Raw genomic sequence first — 14,860 nt, 5'->3', positions numbered from 1 at the left:
CTCTTGAAGGACGCATCGGATGATCCTGGACCGGCGGATTCAGCTTTTCATGGTGCTCGCGGGGGTGTTCATCACCTCGCTGGTGGTGGGCGACATCATCGGGGTGAAGCTGTTCGAGGTGCACCTGGGCCCGGTGGTGGCGGTGATGTCGGTGGGGATGTTGCCGTTCCCGGTGACGTTCCTGCTGACGGACATCCTCAATGAGTTCTACGGCAAGAAGGTGGCGCGGTTCGTGACGTGGGTGGGCTTCTTCATGGCCATCTTCACGTTCGTGATTGTCGCGCTGGCGGGCCTGATTCCGTGGGCGCCGATGACGGAGGCGAAGGACTACACGGGGACGGTGGCGTCGTCGTTCAACAACGTGTTCGGCGGCTCGCAGCGCATCCTGGTGGCGTCGATGGTGGCGTACCTGGTGGCGCAGTTCCTGGACATCTCGGTGTTCAACCTGCTCAAGCGGGTGACGAACAACCGGATGCTGTGGCTGCGCGCCACGGGCTCCACGGTGGTGTCGCAGCTCATCGACACGATGGTGGTGCAGTTCGTCGCGTGGACGGGCGTGCTGCCCCAGAACGTCATCTTCCGCATCATCTTCACCTCGTACGCGGTGAAGCTGCTGGTGGCCATCGGCCTGACGCCGCTCGTCTACCTGGGGCACGCGCTGGTGGAGCGCAAGCTGGGCATCGCCCCGGTGATCCTGGGCGAGGACGGTGAGCCGGTGAACCTGGTGGAGACGAACACCGCGCCCCCGCCCGCGGCCGCGGCCTGAGCGGATCCCTCAGGACGTCACCGGCGTCCTACTTCAGCGCGCGTTCGCCGCCGGGTGCTTGAGCACCTGCATGGTGCCGCGCGTGACGCCGAACTGCTCGTGCACCGCCGCGCGCTTCACCGCCTCCGCGGGCGACAGCCGGCCCGCGAGCAGCTCCTGATACGCGCCCAGCACCCGCGCGGCCTCCTCGCGAGACTCGCGCACGAACTCCACGCGGAAGCGCCGCACGCCGCGCTCCAGCAGCCGGGGCACCAGCGACGCCGCGCTCTGCGCCTGCGCGTTGAACACCGTGTTGCGGCACCCCACGTCCACGATGACCGGATGCTCCAACCCCAGCCGGTCCTTCAGCGCGATGGCGTGCTTCTCACAAGGCCGCCCGCAGGCCTTGTAGTCGCGCCCGTTGGACAGCGTGTGTGAATACACGCAGTGCTCCGTGTGGAACGTCGCGATGTGGTGGTGCAGCGCCACCGCGAACCGGTGCGCCGGCGCCTGCTCCAGCAGCGCGAACAGCTGCTCCGAATCCAGGTCGTGCGACACCGTCAGCGTGTCCAGCCCCAGGCTCAACAGGTGCGCCGCCGTCAGCGAGTTCGTCACGTTCAGCGAGAAGTCCCCGTGCAGCACCGGCCGCGACGCCCCCGCCGGTTGCTCCAGGAAGTGCATCATCGCGCCCCAGTGGCGCACCAGCACCGCGTCCGGACGCAGCCGGTCCAGGCGCGTGTCGTAGCCCTCTTCACCCGGCTTCTGCACGCGCACCGTGGCGATGGTGACGCGCAGCCCCGCCGCGCGCGCCCGCTCCACCGCCTTCTGGAGCCCCACCATCTCCATCCAGTCCAGCTCCACCTCGCGCAGGCCCGCGGCGATGACCGCCTCCAGCTGCGCGTCGTTGCGGCACAGCGGCAGCAACCGGGGCGCCTCCTCCGCCGGCCGCGACGCCACCTTCGAAAGCAACGCCTGCCGCACGCCGGCCTCCACCGCCTCCGTGCTCACCGTCCAGGCAGGGCCCCGCTCCACGTCCGCCGTCAGCTCCGCCACCAGCTGCCGCCGCAGCGCCTTCAGCTCCGACACCGGCAGGTGCAGCCCCGGCGCCAGGCCGGATGCATCCAGCTGCGCCAGGTGGAAACACGTCCCGCCCAGCGCGGCCAGCTTGTCCTTGAGCAGCGCCGCGTCCACGCCCGCGCCCCGCGACGGCGCGAGCACCGTCGTGCCCACCGCCTCCCGCGTGAAGCGCCCGGTGCTCATCCGCACGCGCAGCGGCGAGCCCTCCACGCCGGTCACCACCAGTGACAGCGGGATGCGCCCTTCGGGCTCACCCTGCGCGAGCAATTCTCCCGTGCGCCTCGCCAGCGCCGGATCGCTGTTCAGCCACACGCGCTGCCCCGGCGCCACGCGGCCCAGGTCCGGACCCGGATGGCCAAAGCCCAGCACCCAAGCGTCGCCCTCGCGCTCCACGCGGAAGATGGGGCCGCCCGGCTCGTGCTTGTCCTCCGGCGCGCCCGCGTCGAACACCACGCCCATGCCCGGGCGCGGATCCACGTCCGCGGGGTCCGTGTCGCCCGTGAGCGGCGCGGACACGTTGCCCGCCGGAGCCTCCGGGCGCTCGTCGCCCAGGCCCAGCGCGCCCGTCCACGGCCGGTCGTCCGGCACCACCAGCACGTCCTTGCCGGACACCGCGTGCACCCGGCCCAGGTACAGCCCGCGGTGCTTGGGGAAGCGCCCCTCCACCAGCGTCTGGTGGTCGGACCCCGCCAGGAAGCCATGGGAGAAGCCCCGGCTGTACGACAGCGACATGTCCGCCAGGTCCTTCGCCAGCCGCGCCCCGTCCGGCTTGCCCGCCATCACGCCGTCCAGCCAGCGGCGGTAGCCCTGCACCGTGCTGGAGACGTACGCCGGCCCCTTGAGCCGGCCCTCGATCTTCAGGCTGTGCACGCCGATGTCCGCCAGCTCCGGCACCGCGCGCACGCCCGCCAGGTCCTTGGGGCTGAGCAGGTACTTCACCTCGCCCAGGTCGCGCGTCTCGCCGTCCACCACCAGGTCGTACGGCAGCCGGCAGGACTGCGCGCACTGGCCCCGGTTGGCGGACCGGCCACCCCAGGCCTCGCTCGTGAGGCACTGGCCGCTCCACGACATGCAGAGCGCGCCGTGGATGAAGACCTCCAGCTCGATGTCCGTCTGCGACGCCAGCCGGCGGATCTCCGCAACCGACAGCTCGCGCGGCACCACCATGCGCGTGAAGCCCAGGCCCGTGGCGAAGCGCGCCCCTTCCGCGCTCGACAGCGTCATCTGCGTGGAGGCGTGCAGCTCCAGCTGGGGGCACACCGCCCGCGCCAGCAGCGCCACCGCCGGGTCCTGCACGATGAGCGCGTCCACCCCGGCCTTCGCCACGCCGCGCAGCAGGTGCTCCACCACCGGCAGCTCCGGCTCGAACACCAGCGTGTTCAACGTCACGTAGGCGCGAGCGCCCGCCCGGTGGATGAGCCCCACCGTCTCAGGCAGCCGCTCGAGCGAGAAGTTCTCCGCGCGGGCGCGCGCGTTGAAGCCTTCATCGAGCCCGAAGTAGACGGCGTCCGCGCCACTGGCCAGGGCGGCACGCAACGACTCCAGGTCACCAGCGGGGGCGAGGATTTCGGGGCGTCGGGGAGACATGACTCCTACCTAGCACGCCCGGTCCCGCCGGACCCCTCCTGATGCCTGTCCACCTCCCCACCGGGCGGCCACCCGGCTTCGTCCAAATCCAAGACACGGTGCTTGGCGCGACAAGGATTCCAGTGGGAAAGGCATTTGGGCCGGATGTTTGTCTTTGCGGGCCAGGGTGATATCCCAGTCATCCGGCGCGCAAGGCAGGCACCCGCTCGAGGGGGAGGGGTGCCATCCACGCCGCGCGCCGTCATCCGAAAGGACAATCCCAATGGAGCGCGAGCAGGTGTCGGGGGCGCGATCCGTCTCTGGACGGCTGGAAGCGGTGGACGCCATGCGGGGCACGGTGATGTTGCTCGTGTTCCTGTCGCATTTCGCGGATGCGTATCTCTATCCGCTGGGCGGTGAGGCCGCGCACCTGCGCGAGCGGCTCAACCTGCTGACGAGGCTGGCCACGCCAGGGTTCATGCTCATCAGCGGCCTGATGCTGGGGCTCCTGTACGCGCGCAGCCGGGACTTCGGTCCGCTGCGCACGCGGCTCCAGCGCCGGGGTCTTTTCCTTCTCACCGTGGGTCACCTGCTCATCGTGCCCACGTATCGCTTCTGGCCGGACGAGCCGCTGTACCTGCTGCGGACCCTGGTGGTGACGGACACCCTCGGCGTGGCGCTGCTCGTGGGGCCCTGGTTGGTGACGCGGCTCAACGGACGGGCCCGCGCGGCGCTGGGGCTGGGGCTGTTCGTCCTGAGCTGGGTGGTGAGCCTGTGCTGGTGGCCGGAGTCGGCCGTGGCGCGCACGCTCAAGGAGGTCTTCTTCGGTCAGCGCCAGCTGTCCGTGCTGCTCTCCGGCTTCCCGGTGGTGCCGTGGCTGGGCGTGTACCTGATGGGCAGCCTGTTCGGTGAGTGGATGGGGACCTGGGGCCGCGCGGACGCGAAGGGCGTGGGGCGCCGCTTCGAACTCGTGGGCCTGGGCATCGCCATGGGCGGCGCCGGACTGGTGGTGGTCCACATCGCGGTGCACCACCTGTGGCACGGCGCGGGCTTCGACACGCTGATGGCGCTCACGTCGCAGGCGCAGAAGTACCCGCCGGGGCCGGCCTACCTCATGCTCTATGGCGGCACGGTGCTCGCGCTGCTGGGGCTCCTGATGCGCGCCGAGCAGGCCGGATACCTGGCGCGCTACCTGCGCGCGACGAGCGTCATCGGCCGGCACTCGCTGCTCGCGTTCGTGCTCCAGTTCTACGTGTACTACGCGGGGCTGTACCTCCTGCGGCTGCACTACACGCCGCTGTGGCCGCTGCTGTTCGTGTTCACCGCCGGGCTCCAGTGGTGCGCCCTGTACGCGTGGGACCTGCGCGGCCGTGCCCGGGAGGCCAGCGCGCGCCTGCCCGCGGTCGTTGCTCGCTAAAGCGAGCGGGCAGGGGAGCGAGCGCCTTCGCGCCGGGTGGCGGACCCTGAACGGCGTCCCCACCCTTCGACGCAGGAGGTCGTGATGCCTGAGGTCGTCGTCTACATGAAGCGCACCTGCCCCTATTCGCGGCAGGCCATGGAGCTGCTCAACGAGAAGGGCTGCGAGTTCCAGAAGGTGGATGTCGCGGCGGACGAGCGGCGGCACGAGGAGATGCTGCGGCGCTGCGGCCGTCAGACGGTGCCGCAGATCTTCATCGAGGGCCAACACATCGGCGGCTGCGATGACCTCTACGACCTGGAGGCGCGCGGCCAGCTGGACGCACTCCTGGGCCGGGAGTCCCAGGACTCCACCGCTCCCTGAAGCCGTCAGCCGCTGTCGCATCCGGGCCGTGTTCCTCATGACGGGGGACACGGCTCGCGTCGTCCGTCCCGCGCGCGGCTGCCCGGTTGCCCTGCGGACAGGCATGGGCGGAGTTCACGGCTGACGGGGAATGCGCGCCACGCGTGTGCCCGTTGCCCGCCGACCCCGCGAGCGCACCCCCGCGCCGTGAACCCTCACGAGGAGTCCACATGCGCTTCCGCCAGACCCTGACGACCATCGTCTGTGCCACCGGGATGCTTGCTGGCGCCGCCGGCTGTACCGGAAAGGTCGAGCCCGCGTCCGCGATAGCCACGCCTCCGGGCACGTCCACGCCGCCCGTCGTCACCCCTCCCCAGCGCCCGCAGACCCCCACGAGCCCTGAAGAGGACGCAGGCGTTGTCACTCCCGAACCGCCGCCCACGCAGGAGCCGCAAGAGCCGGAGCCTCCGCCGCCCGCCGGGTCGCAGTACACGCGCGTGCTCTGGGTCTCGCCCAGCGGCAACGACTCCGCGGCGGGCACGCAGGAACTCCCCCTGCGCACGGTGGCGCGAGCCCTGTCCCTGGTGAAGCCCGGCGAGGCGGTGTTCCTCCAGTCCGGCACGTGGCGCGAGCACGTGGAGCTGAAGGAACGGCAGGGCACGGCGGACAAGCCGCTGACGCTCAGGGCCGCGCCGGGCGCCACGGCCATCCTCAAGGGCGGCTCCATTGGCGAGACGGCGCTGGTGGACGTGAGCGGCGCGCACTGGAACATCCAGGGGCTCACCGTGGACGTGGGCGGCGAGTCCGCCTTCGCGGTGATGTGGCGCGGCGCGGGCGCGCACCACGGCGTGCTGAAGGACAGCATCGTGAAGAACGGCAGGGAGGGCGCGGGCGTCTACGTGACGGAGAAGGCGCACGACGTCCTCGTCGAGAACAACGACATCTCCCGCTTCGACCAGGGCGACGTGGACAGCCACGGCGTCGCGGTGCAGACCTCCGCGTTCAACGTCACCGTGCGCGGCAATGACATCCACCACAACTCCGGCGACGGCGTGCAGTGCCTGGGGCCGGAGGGCGGCGCCACCAACCCGGGCACGCCCTTCGACAACCTGCTCGTGGAGAACAACCAGCTCCACGACAACCGGGAGAACGGCGCGGACATCAAGACGTGCACCCGCGTCACGCTGCGCGGCAACACCGTCTACAACCACCGCGCCGTGTCCACCTCCGCGGGCGAGGGCATCCTCGTCCACATGTCCCCGTCCGACGTCACGCTGGAGGACAACGTCTTCTACGCCAACGCGCGCGCCATCCAGATTGGCGGCAACCGCGAGGGCGCGCCCCCCACGCGCGTCATCCTCCGCCGCAACCTCATCCACGACGGGCTGGGCGAAGCGGACGGCGAGGAGGGCACCGGCATCCGCGTGGACGCGTCCGTGGACGTGAAGGTGCAACACAACACCGTCTGGAACCTGAGCGGCGCGTGCCTCGTCTTCGGCACGGGCTCCAACGGCGCGAGCCAGGGCCTGGACGTGCGCAACAACGTCTTCGCGGGCTGTGGCACCGCCGCGCGCGGCGGCTCGGGACGGAGCGGCGCGGTGGTGGACGGCAACCTGTACTTCCGAAGCGGCGGCGCGGTGGTGTTCAACCTGGAGGGCGCTTCCTTGAGCCTGGCGGACTGGCGCACGAAGGCTGGCCTGGACAAGCGCTCCCAGGAGCGCGCCCCGGGCTTCGTGGACACGGGCGCGGACGACTACCAGCTGTCGGCGCAGTCGCCCGCTCGCGAGGCGGGCCTGTCCCTGGGGCTGCCCTTCTGCGGTCCGGCGCCGGACCAGGGCGCGTTCGAGTCGGGCTGCCCCTGACCCCGGGGGTTGTGTAGACTCCGGGGCCCCTCGCTCCGGAGTCCTGCGCCCCCGTGTCGGCCCCGTCGGAACCCGCCTTCGGCATCGTCCTGGTCCCCCCGGGGTCGGTGGCAAGAGAACCCCTCAACGCCGCCGCCGAGCGCGCGGGCCTGCGCGTGGTGGACGACCCGGACGACGCCGCCCTGGCGCTGGTGGACCTCACCGCCCCCGGCTGCGGCCCCGCGGTGGTGGAGCTGCTCACGTCCCTCAACGGGCCGCACCTCACGCTGCTCGCGGTGGTGTCCCCGGAGCCGCGCGGCTTCGCCGCCGTGGACACGCTGCGCCCCGCGGACATCGTCACCCACCAGGGGCTGCCCCACGAACTCGCCTGGCGCCTGCAGCGCGCCGCGGAGCGCCACCGCGAGCGCGAGGAGCAGGCCCGCAGCCAGACGGACCTGGCGCTGCTGCTGGAACTCACCGCCGACTACGCGGAGAGCTCCGACGTGGAGGCGCTGCTGCACGGCGTGACGCGCCGTCTGGCGGAGCAGCTGGACATCGCGCGCGCCACGCTGGTGATGGTGGGCGGCGGCGTGGACGAGGGCGTCATCGTCGCCGCCAGCGACGACCCGGGCATGAAGGACCTGCGCATCGACCTGGCGCGCTACCCCGAAATCCGCGAGGTCGTGCGTACGGGCAAGCCCGTCGTGATGCAGGAGGCCGCCACGCACCCGCTGCTGGGCGACACGGAGCGCCGGGCCGTGGCCGCGCGAGGCATCCACGCCATCGCCGCGCTGCCCCTGCCCATCCGCGGCCAGGTGCGCGGCGTGCTCCTGTTGCGCGCGGCCGGGCGCAGGCGGGCCTTCAGCACGCGCGAAATCGACTTCCTCACCACGGTGGCCCACGCGACGGCGGTGGCCCTGCGCAGCGCGTCGGTGCTCCAGTCCGTGCAGACGGCGCGGCTGGCGGCGGAGGAGAAGGCCGCGTCCTTCAAGCCCTACCAGCTCTTCTTCGCCCACGTGAGCGAGGGCGTGGCCATCCTCGACGACGAGGCCGCCGTGCTGTCGCTCAACCCCGCGGGCGCGCAGATGCTGGACACCACCGCCAGCGAGGCCCGGGGCAAGCACCTCAATCAAATCACCCAGCCGGTGGACGACGGCGTGCTGATGGAGCTGGTGACGTCCGCGTCGCGCGGTGAGGCGCGCATGGGCGTGGACGTGGTGGTGCGCACGCCCGCCGGACGCTGCCTCACGCTGTCCATGTCCGCCGCGCCGCTGCGCGACGAGGACGCGGCCACCATCCTGTCCTTCCGCGACGTCACGCACGCGCGCAAGCTGGAGGACGAGCTGCGCAACACGAAGGACTTCCTGGAGCGGCTCATCGACTCGTCGGTGGACGCCATCATCGCGGCCGACCTGAAGGGGCGCATCATCCTCTTCAACAAGGGCGCGGAGGCCATGTGCGGCTACACCGCGCAGGAGGCCCAGGAGAAGCTCAACGCGAACCAGCTCTATCCGCCCGGCGTCGCCCGGAGCATCATGGCCCAGCTGCGCGCTCCCGACATGGGCGGCAAGGGCCGGCTGTCGCTCACGCGCCAGGAGCTGGTGCACCGCTCCGGTGAGCGCGTGCCGGTGAACATGACGGCCTCCATCGTCTACGAGGGCGGCCGCGAGTCCTTCACCGTGGGCATCTTCACGGACCTTCGCGACCGCGTGCAGCTGGAGCGCAAGCTGTCGGACGTGGAGAACCGGCTGGAGGCGAGCGAGAAGAACGCCGTCATCGTCGCGCTCGCCGGCACCGCGGCCCACGAACTCAACCAGCCCCTCACCTCCGTGATGGGCTACGCGGAGCTGCTCAAGCGCAAGCTCAAGGAGGAGGACTTCGCCTACAGGCCCGTGGACATCATCTACCGCGAGGCGGAGCGCATGGCGGAGATCGTCCGGAAGATCGGGAAGATCACCCGCTTCGAGGTGAAGTCGTACGTGGGCGCGCAGCAGATCCTCGACCTGGACAAGGCCAGCTCCCATGAAGAGTGAGGTCCGCGCCGTGCGTCCGTCCGGAAATCTGGCCCCCGACGCCTTCCAGGCCTTCTTCGACGCGCTGGACGAGCCCGCCGCCGTCTGCGACGTGGCCCTGCGCATCGCGGCCGTGAACGCGGCCATGCGCCGCTTCTGCGCCGCGCACGACATCAGCGTGGACGTGGTGGCGGAGGCCCTGTCCAGCGCCGTCGCGCCGGAGGACGGGCAGTCCCACGAAATCGACCTGGTGCTCCAGAGCGGCACCTCGCTGGTGCTCACCCTGTCGCGCCGCGCGGAGACCGTGGCGGTGCGCGCCCGCGTGGACACGGAGGTCATCAGCGGCCGGCTGGTGGTGGCGGAGCGGGCCCTGCTGGAGCAGGCGCGCACCGAAGGCGTGCTCCTGGACCTGGGCCGCAGCGTGGCGGAGGCCGGCGGCGAGGAGGAGCTGGTGGCCGCGGTGGCGCGCGGCGTGAAAGAGCTCTTCCCCGGCCGCGCCTTCTGCATCCGCATCGTGGACGCGCGCACCGGCGGCCTCACGTCGCTCTACGCGGAAGGGCGCCTGAAGGAAGGCGCGCACGAACCGCTGGTCCTCTTCCAGCGCTCCGTGGAGAAGACCAACCTCACCCCCACGGCGCTGCCCCAGGGGCGGGTGACCATCTCCGAAGAGGTCCCGCTGCTCTTCCACGGCAGCACCCGCGCCGTGAGCGCGCCCCTGGTCGCGAGCAGCCAGCTCTTTGGCGCCATCAACATGGAGTACCCGGAGGGGCTGGACGCGGACCCCGCGCACGACGAGCGCGTGCTGCTCCAGCTGGCCAGCCAGGTCGCCGTGGCGGTGAAGAACGCGAAGCTCATCGACGAGCTGACGTTCGTGCGCAAGTACCTGGAGGAGCTGCTGGAGAAGGCCAACGCGCTCATCCTGGTGGTCAACCGGGACAAGCAGGTGGTGGTCTTCAATCAGGCGCTGAGCGCGCTCACCGGCCTCACCAAGGAGCAGGTGCTGGGCAGGGATTTGTCCTCGCTGGTGGCGGACAGCGAGCAGCTGCGGCTGGCGCCCGTGCTGGCGGCGGCCATGCGCGGCGAGTCCGTGAACAACTTCGAGACGCGCCTGCTCACCCGCGACGGCGGCGAGGTGCGCGTGTCCTTCGCCACCTCCTCCATGCTCACCCAGCCGGGAGAGGTCGAAGGCGTCATCGCCATTGGCCAGGACGTCACGGTGGTGAAGGAGCTGGAGAAGCGCATCATCCACGCGGAGAAGCTGGCCTCCATTGGCCAGCTCGCGGCCAGCGTGGTGCATGAAATCAACAACCCCATGACGGCGGTGGCCACGTACGCGGACGCGCTCCTGCAGCGCTCGCGGATGACGCCGGGCGCGAACCCCGCGGACCAGGAGAAGCTGAAGAAGATCCTGGAGAGCAGCCACCGCATCCTGCGCTTCACCCGCGACCTGGTGAGCTACGCGCGGCCCGCCCAGGACCGGCCGGAGCGCGTGTCGCTCAACGCCGTCGTGGACATGGCGGTGGGCTTCTGCGAGCACGTCGTGTCCCAGGCCCGCGTCAGCGTGCAGCGCGAGTACGCCAGCGACGTGCCGCCCCTGGCCGCCGTGCGCGCCAACCTGGTGCAGGTCTTCGTCAACCTCATCACCAACGCCTGCCACGCCATGCAGCCCGGCGGACTGGTGTCCCTGTCCACGCTCCAGGAGGGCCCGGAGGCGGTGGTGCGCGTGCGTGACACCGGCACCGGCATCGACCCGCGCAACCTGTCGCGCATCTTCGAGCCCTTCTTCACCACCAAGCCCGAAGGCCGGGGCACGGGCCTGGGCCTGTCCATCTGCCAGGGCATCGTGGAGAACCACGGCGGACGCCTCACCGTGGAGAGCACGCTGGGGCAGGGCACCACCTTCACGGTGCGGCTGCCCCTGGCGGCGGACTGAAACTCAGCCCTCACCGCCCTCGTCATCCAGCTCGCGACGGAACTCCTCGTTCGTGAGCAGGCCCTTGCGCGCCATGATGCGCATCAGCGCCCAGAAGCGGCGCTCCAGCTCCTCCATCCGGTCCGGCTCCTCCCGGGCCGCCTGGCCGAAGAGGTAGTCCAGGTCATCCAGCACGCCGCCGCCACCGCCGGACGCCGGCGCCCGCGCCTTGGGCTTGTCCGCCGTGCCGCCGCCGCCGCCGCGCTTGCGCTTCGCCTGCTCCTCGCGCTCGCGGATGAGGTCCGCCAGCGACGTGCGCTGCGTCTTCTCCGCCGCGGGCAGCTCCTCGCCGACGATGACCTCCTCGTCGTCCTCCACCACGGCCGGGCGCGCGGGCACTGGAGCCGCTCTTGCAGGCGGACGCGCCGGGGCAGGGCGGGGGCCCGTGGCCACCGGGACCTTGTGGTAGTAGCGCAGGATGGCGCCGCGCACCGCGGACAGCGCCGTCACCCGGCCGCTGACCTTCAGGCCGCTGGTGAACTCAATCTCCTCGATGGCGGTGATGTTCAGCGGATCCGCCATGGCCACCACCAGCTGGCGCTTGCCGGCCACGGTCTCCAGCGCGTACGGGAACAGGTCGTGCTGTTCGCAGAAGCGCGCACGCAGCAGGTGCACCGCCGCCCAGTCCGGGGTGATCGCCGCCAGGTCCACCTGCGGCATCCCCAGGGCCTCGCTGAGCGCCTGGGCCAGCGTGGCCTCCGTGATGGCGCCCTGCCCGATGAGCGTCACGCCCAACCGCTGCCGCGTCTGTCGCTGCGCCGTGAGCCCCGCCTCCAGCTGCTCCGGGGTGATCGCGCCGCGTTCCACCAGCAGCTCACCAATGCGCTTCCTGGCCATGGTTTCCCCGCCTAACACGGCCTCCCAAGGTGCCCAAATCGCTGGCACGCACGTTGCGCAAGAGGCAGGAAAGGGCCTGTCATGTGCCCTGGAGAGCGACTTGGCAAGCCGCGCGCCAACGCAAAATTCCTGTGAGATTTCAGTAACTAACGCTGAGGGTGCCTGCCTTGACACGCCTGGGAGCGGTTCCTAGACTCGGCGCCACCGTGATCCAAAATTCCTGCCGCTGACCTGGGTGGATGTCCACCCGGCCGGTAGCAGTGCGGAGCGGCTCGCAGGCGCGTGCCGCGCCGTCCATCTGGAGGCTTTCCGTGATGAACCTGGGGTTCGTAGCCAATCTGTCCGTCCTCGCCAACGCCGGCGGAAGCAATGAGACCTTCCTGCAGGAGCTGGGGCGCCGCTGGGAGTCCGGTCAGGCCGGCATGTACCCCATCGCGGTCTGTCTCGTGATCGCGCTCTCCATCATCATCGAGCGCAGCATCGTCCTGTTCGGCAAGGCCTCCATCAACAAGGAAGGCTTCCTGCGCGGGCTGAAGAAGCACATCTACGCGGGTGACCTGGACAAGGCCATCAACTACGTGGCGGGCCAGAAGAGCACCCCGCTGACCAACGTCGTCAAGGCCGGCCTGATGAGCGTGCCCAAGGGCCAGGAAGAGGTCCAGGCGGCGCTCGACGAGGCCAGCCTGCGTGAGACGCCGAAGCTGGAGGCGCGCACGGGCTACCTGGCGATGCTCGGCAACGCGGCGATGCTCGCGGGCCTCCTGGGTACGGTGAACGGTCTCATCACCTGCTTCGAGGCGGTGGCGAACGTGAACCCGGCCGACAAGGCGACCATTCTGGCGAACGGCATCTCTGAAGCCATGAACTGCACGGGCTTCGGTCTGCTCACGGCCATCCCGGCGCTCGTGGCCTTCTCCGTGCTGATGGGCCGCACCCAGGGCATCATCAACGACATCAACGAGACCTCCGTCTCCGTGCTGAACCTCATCGTGGCCAACCGCGACAAGTTCAAGAACCTGAACATCCCGGCCTCCGCCCACGCCGAGGAGTAGTCCTCCTCAGGCAGTCGCGGTGGACGTGGAACCGGAAGCACTGGCGCGTTGTCTGTGGGAAGCGCGCCATCCTTCGCAGTCTTCTTGAAACGTCGTTCGTGCGCGAAGAGCGCGGTAGGGTTGGGAGGTAGTCGCCATGGCCGGCGGAATGGACCTGGGCACCGGTGGAAAGGGTGGCAAGAAGCCGCTCGATACCGCCATCAACATGGTGCCCTTCATCGACTTGATGGCGGTGACCATCAGCTTCCTCATCATGACGGCGGTCTGGACCCAGATCGGCCGTCTCCAGGTGTCGCAGGCCGGCGGGGCCTCCACGGACGAACAGCAGGAGGAGGAGAAGACCAAGACGGTCCAGCTCACCCTCCTGGTGTCCGCCACGGAGATGCGCCTCACCGCCGACCAGAGCGCCTTCGACCCCATCCCCCTCACCCGGGATGACAAGGGCCGCCCGGACCTGACCAAGCTGGTCGCGCGCTTCAAGGAGTTGAAGGCGCAGCTGCCGGATCAGGCCGCCATCACCCTTCAGACCGAGGACGCGGTCCGCTACGAGGACCTGGTCCGCATCATCGACGAGTGCATCGGCTCCGGGCTTCCCCAGGTGTCGGTCTCCGCGGCGATGGGCTAACAGGAGAGCACCCAAGCCATGGGCATCAAGGTTCCCGGTAAGCGGTACGGCAAGCGGTTGGAGCACTCCAAGGTCTTCGGACACGGCGGTCACGGCAAGAAGAACGGCAACGCCGACCTGCTCATCACCCCGCTGGTCGACATGTTCGTCATCATCGTGCTCTTCCTCATCGCGAACTTCTCCGCGACGGGCGAGGTGCTGATGATGACCAAGGACATCGTCCTTCCCGAAGCGGTCAACGTGAAGGAAGTGGAGATGCACCCGGTGGTGATGGTGTCCAACGACCAGGTCAGCGTGTCGGGCACCATCGTGGGCCGGGTGGAGGACCTCACGAAGGACGAGTACCTCAACATCCCCGCGCTGGAAGAGAAGCTGCGGGACATGAAGAAGCAGTTCGAGGACCTGCACTCCATGGCCGGTGGTGGCGAGACCTTCAAGGGCGACGTCAACATCCAGGCCAACAAGGACGTCCAGTTCAAGGTCATCAAGCGGGTGATGTTCAGCTGCGCCACGGCCGGCTACGGCAACATCAACTTCGCGGTCATCCAGGCCGGTGGCGCCGCCGCCGGTGAGAAGACCGCCGCCGTCACGCCGTAACCCAAGCTTCGCGGCGGACCCCGGCCGGTTCCGGGGTCCGCGCTTTACAAAAGACGCCCTGACCCTGCCTGGGTCGGGGCGTTCGCGTTTCTGCTAGAGAAGCGCCCCATGCTCCTGCGCGCCGTGCTCTTCGACCTGGATGGGACGCTGGTGGACTCGCTGGGGGACATCGCCACGGCGATGAACCACGCGCTCGTGCACCACGGCCTGCCGCCGCACCCGGAGGCCGCCTACCTGCGCTTCGTGGGGGAGGGCGTCGCGAAGCTGGCGGAGCGGGCCACGGGCCACGCGCCCGCCGCGCTCCAGGGGCAGGTGCTGGCCACCTACCACGCCTACTACGACAGCCACCTGTTCGACCGGACGCGCGCCTACCCGGGCGTGGAGGACGCGCTCGGGGAGCTGGCGGCGGACGGCGTGCGGCTGGGCGTGCTCAGCAACAAGTCGGATGACTTCGTGAAGCGGCTGGCGGCGCGGCTGCTGCCGGGCGTGCGCTTCACGGCCGTGTACGGCGAGCGGCCGGGCATCCCGCGCAAGCCGGACCCCACGGCGGCGCTGGCGCTGGCGGCGGAGCTGGGCGTGGCGCCGGGCGCGTGCGGCTTCGTGGGGGACACCTCCGTGGACATGGACACGGCGAAGGCCGCGGGCATGTACGGCGTGGGCGTCACCTGGGGCTTCCGCACGGCGGAGGAGCTGCACGCGCACGGGGCCCGCGCGGTGGTGTCCTCCGCGGGCGAGCTGCTGGCGGCGCTGAGGACCGCGGGCGCCTGAAAAGCAGCA

At 70.3% G+C, this 14,860-nt stretch carries 12 protein-coding genes; 10 read left to right on the top strand and 2 right to left on the bottom strand.

The window, feature by feature from the left end; genetic code table 11:
* Positions 1 to 19 precede the first annotated feature (19 nt).
* Positions 20 to 766 carry a queuosine precursor transporter gene (locus D7X96_RS01840; protein WP_121723763.1) on the top strand — a complete coding sequence of 249 codons (747 nt, stop codon included), beginning with the start codon at positions 20 to 22 and terminating at the stop codon, positions 764 to 766.
* 33 nt (positions 767 to 799) lie between these two features.
* Here the strand turns inward: D7X96_RS01840 and D7X96_RS01835 are convergent, their stop codons facing one another.
* Positions 800 to 3,409 (bottom strand): U32 family peptidase, encoded by a 2,610-nt coding sequence (locus D7X96_RS01835; RefSeq protein ID WP_121768819.1) that lies wholly within the window; start codon positions 3,407 to 3,409, stop codon positions 800 to 802.
* A 262-nt stretch (positions 3,410 to 3,671) separates the two neighbouring features.
* On the opposite strand from D7X96_RS01835, the gene D7X96_RS01830 reads away from it, so the two are divergent.
* From D7X96_RS01830 to D7X96_RS01810, 5 genes are all read left to right on the top strand, one after another.
* Positions 3,672 to 4,805: a heparan-alpha-glucosaminide N-acetyltransferase domain-containing protein gene (locus tag D7X96_RS01830; protein ID WP_121768818.1), complete on the top strand. Its 1,134-nt coding sequence runs from the start codon at positions 3,672 to 3,674 to the stop codon at positions 4,803 to 4,805.
* Positions 4,806 to 4,889: 84 nt separating this feature from the next.
* Positions 4,890 to 5,168, top strand: a complete 279-nt coding sequence (gene grxC / locus D7X96_RS01825; RefSeq protein ID WP_120547578.1) for a glutaredoxin 3 — start codon at positions 4,890 to 4,892, stop codon at positions 5,166 to 5,168.
* Between the two features lie 209 nt (positions 5,169 to 5,377).
* Positions 5,378 to 7,009, top strand: a complete 1,632-nt coding sequence (locus tag D7X96_RS01820; RefSeq protein WP_121768817.1) for a right-handed parallel beta-helix repeat-containing protein — start codon at positions 5,378 to 5,380, stop codon at positions 7,007 to 7,009.
* A gap of 53 nt (positions 7,010 to 7,062) precedes the next feature.
* The gene (locus D7X96_RS01815) at positions 7,063 to 9,021 is read left to right on the top strand and encodes a PAS domain S-box protein (RefSeq protein WP_199747002.1); all 1,959 of its coding nucleotides are present in this window, start codon (positions 7,063 to 7,065) and stop codon (positions 9,019 to 9,021) included.
* Positions 9,011 to 10,933 carry an ATP-binding protein gene (locus D7X96_RS01810; RefSeq protein WP_121723766.1) on the top strand — a complete coding sequence of 641 codons (1,923 nt, stop codon included), beginning with the start codon at positions 9,011 to 9,013 and terminating at the stop codon, positions 10,931 to 10,933. Before D7X96_RS01815 ends, D7X96_RS01810 begins: the two co-directional genes overlap by 11 nt.
* A gap of 3 nt (positions 10,934 to 10,936) precedes the next feature.
* Here D7X96_RS01810 and D7X96_RS01805 read toward each other — a convergent pair whose 3' ends face one another.
* Positions 10,937 to 11,809, bottom strand: coding sequence for a cyclic di-GMP-binding domain-containing protein, MshE-related (locus D7X96_RS01805; RefSeq protein WP_121768816.1), 873 nt, complete (start codon positions 11,807 to 11,809; stop codon positions 10,937 to 10,939).
* A gap of 314 nt (positions 11,810 to 12,123) precedes the next feature.
* Between D7X96_RS01805 and D7X96_RS01800 the strand changes: the two genes are divergently transcribed.
* The 4 genes from D7X96_RS01800 to D7X96_RS01785 all read left to right on the top strand — a co-directional run bounded on the left by D7X96_RS01800 (position 12,124) and on the right by D7X96_RS01785 (position 14,851).
* On the top strand, positions 12,124 to 12,861 hold the full coding sequence (locus D7X96_RS01800; protein WP_120547582.1) for a MotA/TolQ/ExbB proton channel family protein: 738 nt from the start codon (positions 12,124 to 12,126) through the stop codon (positions 12,859 to 12,861).
* 136 nt (positions 12,862 to 12,997) lie between these two features.
* Complete coding sequence (locus tag D7X96_RS01795) at positions 12,998 to 13,486, top strand: ExbD/TolR family protein (protein WP_120547583.1); 489 nt, start codon at positions 12,998 to 13,000, stop codon at positions 13,484 to 13,486.
* 18 nt (positions 13,487 to 13,504) lie between these two features.
* A complete protein-coding gene (locus tag D7X96_RS01790) occupies positions 13,505 to 14,083 on the top strand; it encodes an ExbD/TolR family protein (protein WP_120547584.1) in 579 nt (192 codons plus the stop codon).
* A gap of 108 nt (positions 14,084 to 14,191) precedes the next feature.
* Entirely contained in the window at positions 14,192 to 14,851 is a 660-nt protein-coding gene (locus D7X96_RS01785) for an HAD family hydrolase (protein ID WP_121768815.1), read from the top strand.
* Positions 14,852 to 14,860: the final 9 nt, after the last annotated feature.

The organism is Corallococcus interemptor, from assembly GCF_003668875.1.
Classification (GTDB): domain Bacteria; phylum Myxococcota; class Myxococcia; order Myxococcales; family Myxococcaceae; genus Corallococcus; species Corallococcus interemptor.
The sequence above is the reverse complement of the archived record's forward strand: the minus strand, read 5'-3'. Positions and strand labels throughout refer to the sequence as shown.